This is a genomic window from Streptomyces sp. HSW2009 (assembly GCF_040240285.1).
Taxonomy (GTDB): domain Bacteria; phylum Actinomycetota; class Actinomycetes; order Streptomycetales; family Streptomycetaceae; genus Streptomyces.
Genome location: NZ_JBEHZD010000675.1, coordinates 1 through 3,672 on the forward strand (window position 1 = coordinate 1; position 3,672 = coordinate 3,672).

Here is a 3,672-nt window from a genome sequence, read left to right on the forward strand (position 1 = left end):
CCCCCCCCCCCCCCGCGGCGGGGCGGGGTCGCGGGCTCGCCGCGGGGGGGGCCGGCCCGGCCCGGGCCGGGGGGGGGCGCGGGGCCCCCCCCCGGGCCCCGGGGGACGCCCCTCGCGCACGAGAACGTACGAGGCGCGTACGAGGCGTACGAGACCGCACTAGCCGTACACGGCGTACGGAAAAAGGGCCCTGGCACAGCATCTGCGCTGTGCCAGGGCCCTTTCGTCCGCTCCGCCCGCCGGGATCAGAACGGGTTGAACTCGTCGAACTCCTGCTCCGCCTCGTCGTGGGCCGCGTCGCGGTCCCTGCGGCGCTGGGCGGCCGGGCGGGGCGCGTCGAAGCGGTGGTCCTCGCCGCGCCGGCCAAGCATCTCGGCGCCGGCGGCCATGGTGGGCTCCCAGTCGAAGACGACGGCGTTCTCGTCGGCGCCGATGGCGACCCCGTCGCCAGCCCTGGCACCGGCCTTGACCAGCGCGTCTTCCACGCCCAAGCGGTTGAGCCGGTCGGCCAGGTAGCCGACGGCCTCGTCGTTGTTGAAGTCGGTCTGGTGCACCCAGCGCTCGGGCTTCTCGCCCCGCACCCGGAACAGACCGTCCTCCTCGGCGGTGACCGTGAAGCCGGCGTCGTCCACGGCCTTGGGCCGGATGACGATCCGGGTGGCCTCCTCCTTCGGCTTGGCCGCGCGGGCGGTCCCCACGATGTCGGCCAGCGCGAAGGACAGCTCCTTCAGGCCCGAACGGGAGACGGCCGACACGTCGAAGACCCGGTAGCCGCGCGCCAGCAGATCGGGCCGGATGATGTCGGCCAGGTCCTGCCCGTCGGGGATGTCCACCTTGTTCAGGACGACCAGGCGCGGCCGGTTCTCCAGACCGCCGTACGCGGCGAGCTCCGCCTCGATGGTGTCCAGGTCGCTCAGCGGATCACGCTCGGACTCCAGCGTTGCGGTGTCGAGCACGTGCACCAGCACCGAGCAGCGCTCGACGTGGCGCAGGAACTCAAGGCCGAGGCCGCGGCCCTGACTGGCGCCGGGGATCAGGCCCGGCACGTCCGCGATGGTGTAGACGGTGGAGCCGGCGGTCACGACGCCGAGGTTGGGCACCAGCGTGGTGAACGGGTAGTCGGCGATCTTCGGCTTGGCGGCCGAGAGCACCGAGATCAGCGAGGACTTGCCGGCGCTCGGGTAGCCCACCAGGGCCACGTCGGCCACCGTCTTGAGCTCAAGGACCACGTCCCCGGCGTGGCCCGGCTCGCCGAGCAGCGCGAAGCCGGGGGCCTTGCGGCGGGCGGAGGCCAGCGCGGCGTTGCCGAGCCCGCCCCGGCCGCCCTGGGCCGCGACGTAGGTGGTGCCCTGCCCGACCAGGTCGGCCAGCACCTCACCGTTCTTGTCGAGCACGACGGTGCCGTCCGGCACCGAAAGGACCAGGTCGCCGCCGTCCTTGCCGGACCGGTTGCCGCCCTCACCGGGCTTGCCGTTGGTGGCCTTGCGATGCGGCGAGTGGTGGTAGTCGAGCAGCGTGGTGATCGACTGGTCCACGACCAGGATCACATCGCCGCCGCGCCCGCCGTTGCCCCCGTCGGGCCCGCCGAGCGGCTTGAACTTCTCGCGGTGCACGGAGGCGCAGCCGTGGCCCCCGTTACCCGCGGCGACGTGGAGTTCGACGCGGTCCACGAAGGTGGTCATGGGATGTGCCTCCAGTTACCTACGGATGAAGATGTCTACTGCTGTCTACTGCGTACGAGCCGATCCGTGCGAACGGCTACGGGCCGACAGGTAAATAACACGCGAAAGGCGGGCCTTCTTCCCGTATCCGAACTCCAGGGGAGTCCGTACGGGAAGAGAGGTCCGCCTCGCGAAAGAACCGTTACGCGCGGTCCGCCGTGATCCGTGGGATCAGGCGACCGGAACGATGTTCACGACCTTGCGGCCACGGTGGGTGCCGAACTGCACCGCGCCGGCGTTCAGCGCGAACAGCGTGTCGTCACCGCCACGGCCGACGCCCGAACCCGGGTGGAAGTGGGTGCCGCGCTGACGGACCAGGATCTCACCGGCGTTCACGACCTGACCGCCGAAGCGCTTCACGCCGAGCCGCTGAGCGTTGGAGTCGCGACCGTTCCGGGTGGACGATGCGCCCTTCTTGTGTGCCATCTCTCCTCAGTCCCTTACTTCGCGGCCGTCGGGATGCCGGTGACCTTGATCGCCGTGTACTGCTGGCGGTGGCCCTGACGACGGCGGTAGCCGGTCTTGTTCTTGTAGCGAAGGATGTCGATCTTCGCGCCCTTGTGGTGGTCTACGACCTCGGCCTGCACCTTGATGCCGGCCAGCACCCACGGGTCGCTGGTGACCGCGTCGCCGTCGACGACGAGCAGGGTAGAGAGCTCTACCGTGTCGCCAACCTGGGCGGTGGAAATCTTGTCAACCTCAACGATGTCGCCGACAGCAACCTTGTGCTGGCGACCACCGCTGCGCACGATGGCGTACACGCGGATCTCTCTCTCGCTAGTGAACGGGCCCCTGACGCCAGCCGCTCACACGGATCGAAGACCCGCGGAACCGAATGGACGAGCGGCCTCTACCGGGCGACCCGAAGTCGCATCGGAAGGGAAGTGCTCAGGGGTTTGGCGTACAGACGCCGAAAGTCAAGATTACGCATTGCCTCGCCACAGGGTCAAACCGGCCCCCGCTGGGCACTGGCCGGGTGCGGACAGGACCCTGACCGGACGCCGGCCGCGGGCTCGTCGGGCCATGGCCTGGCCGGGCGGCCCCTGTTGCCGGTCCGACCCCGTCGACTGGTCGGCCCGCCCCATCGGCCCCGTACGCGCGCCCGCGCCGGCTGCCCCGTCGGCCCCCCTCCGCCCGGCCCGCGCCGCTGCTCCGTACCGGCCCCGTACGCGCCGCGTACCGCCCCGTACGTGCTGCGTGCCAGCCGGTACGTGCCCCGCGCCAGCCGGTACGTGCCCCGCGCCAGCCGCGGGGAACGACGGGCGCCTACGGGGCGATGCCGGCGGCCGGCCGGGAAACACGGCGCTCCCCGGGCCCAGGTGGGGCCGGGGAGCGCCGGGTCGGGCTGCCGCGGGTGGCGGTCAGTCCTCCGTGCTGGCCGTGACGGTCGGAGCAGCAGTCTGCTCCGCCGCCGCGGTCTTCTTCGTCGCGGCCTTCTTCGCCGTCGTCTTCTTGGCCGCCGTCTTCTTCGTGGTGGCCTTCTTGGCGGCGGTCTTGGTCGCGGTCTTCTTCGCGGCCGTCTTCTTGACCGGCTTCTCGTCCGCCACCGCGTCCGCGGTGCCATCGGCACCCGCAGCGTCCGCCGCGTCTGCCGCGTCCTCGACGTCCGCCGCCTTCGCCGCGGTCTTCTTGGCCGCGGTCTTCTTGGCGGTCGTCTTCTTCGCGGCGGTCTTCTTGGCCGTCGTCTTCTTGGCCGCGGCCTTCTTGGCGGTCTTCTTCGCCGCCGGCGCAGCCTCCGCCGCCTCCTCCGCGACCTCCGCCGCCGGGGCGGCCTCGGCCTGCGGCTCGACCGCGGGAGCGGCCTCCGCCACGGGCTCGGCGACCGGCGCCGCGGACTCGGCGACCGGCTCGGCCGGTGCCCCGGCCGCGGTGCGGCGCGCGGTGGAGGAGCCGACGACGCCCACGGCCGCCACGGCCTCGGCCGGCGACCCGGCCGGCGCGGGGACCTTGT

The 3,672-nt window shown here is 72.2% G+C and carries 3 protein-coding genes and 1 pseudogene; all 4 read right to left on the minus strand.

Going from position 1 to position 3,672, the window contains the following annotated elements; translation table 11 throughout:
- Positions 1-245 precede the first annotated feature (245 nt).
- Positions 246-1,682, minus strand: a complete 1,437-nt coding sequence (gene obgE / locus AAHZ94_RS30560; protein ID WP_349996972.1) for a GTPase ObgE — start codon at positions 1,680-1,682, stop codon at positions 246-248.
- A gap of 210 nt (positions 1,683-1,892) precedes the next feature.
- Complete coding sequence (gene rpmA, locus AAHZ94_RS30565; RefSeq protein WP_349996973.1) at positions 1,893-2,147, minus strand: 50S ribosomal protein L27; 255 nt, start codon at positions 2,145-2,147, stop codon at positions 1,893-1,895.
- 14 nt (positions 2,148-2,161) lie between these two features.
- Positions 2,162-2,482 (minus strand): 50S ribosomal protein L21, encoded by a 321-nt coding sequence (rplU, locus tag AAHZ94_RS30570; RefSeq protein WP_349996974.1) that lies wholly within the window; start codon positions 2,480-2,482, stop codon positions 2,162-2,164.
- A 600-nt stretch (positions 2,483-3,082) separates the two neighbouring features.
- Positions 3,083-3,672: pseudogene (locus AAHZ94_RS30575) on the minus strand (hypothetical protein); the annotation flags it as partial.

Excerpts from the sequence above, each read along its gene's own strand:
- obgE (WP_349996972.1), bottom strand. The coding sequence starts at position 1,682 with ATGACCACCTTCGTGGACCGCGTCGAACTCCACGTCGCCGCGGGTAAC.
- rpmA (WP_349996973.1), bottom strand. The coding sequence starts at position 2,147 with ATGGCACACAAGAAGGGCGCATCGTCCACCCGGAACGGTCGCGACTCC.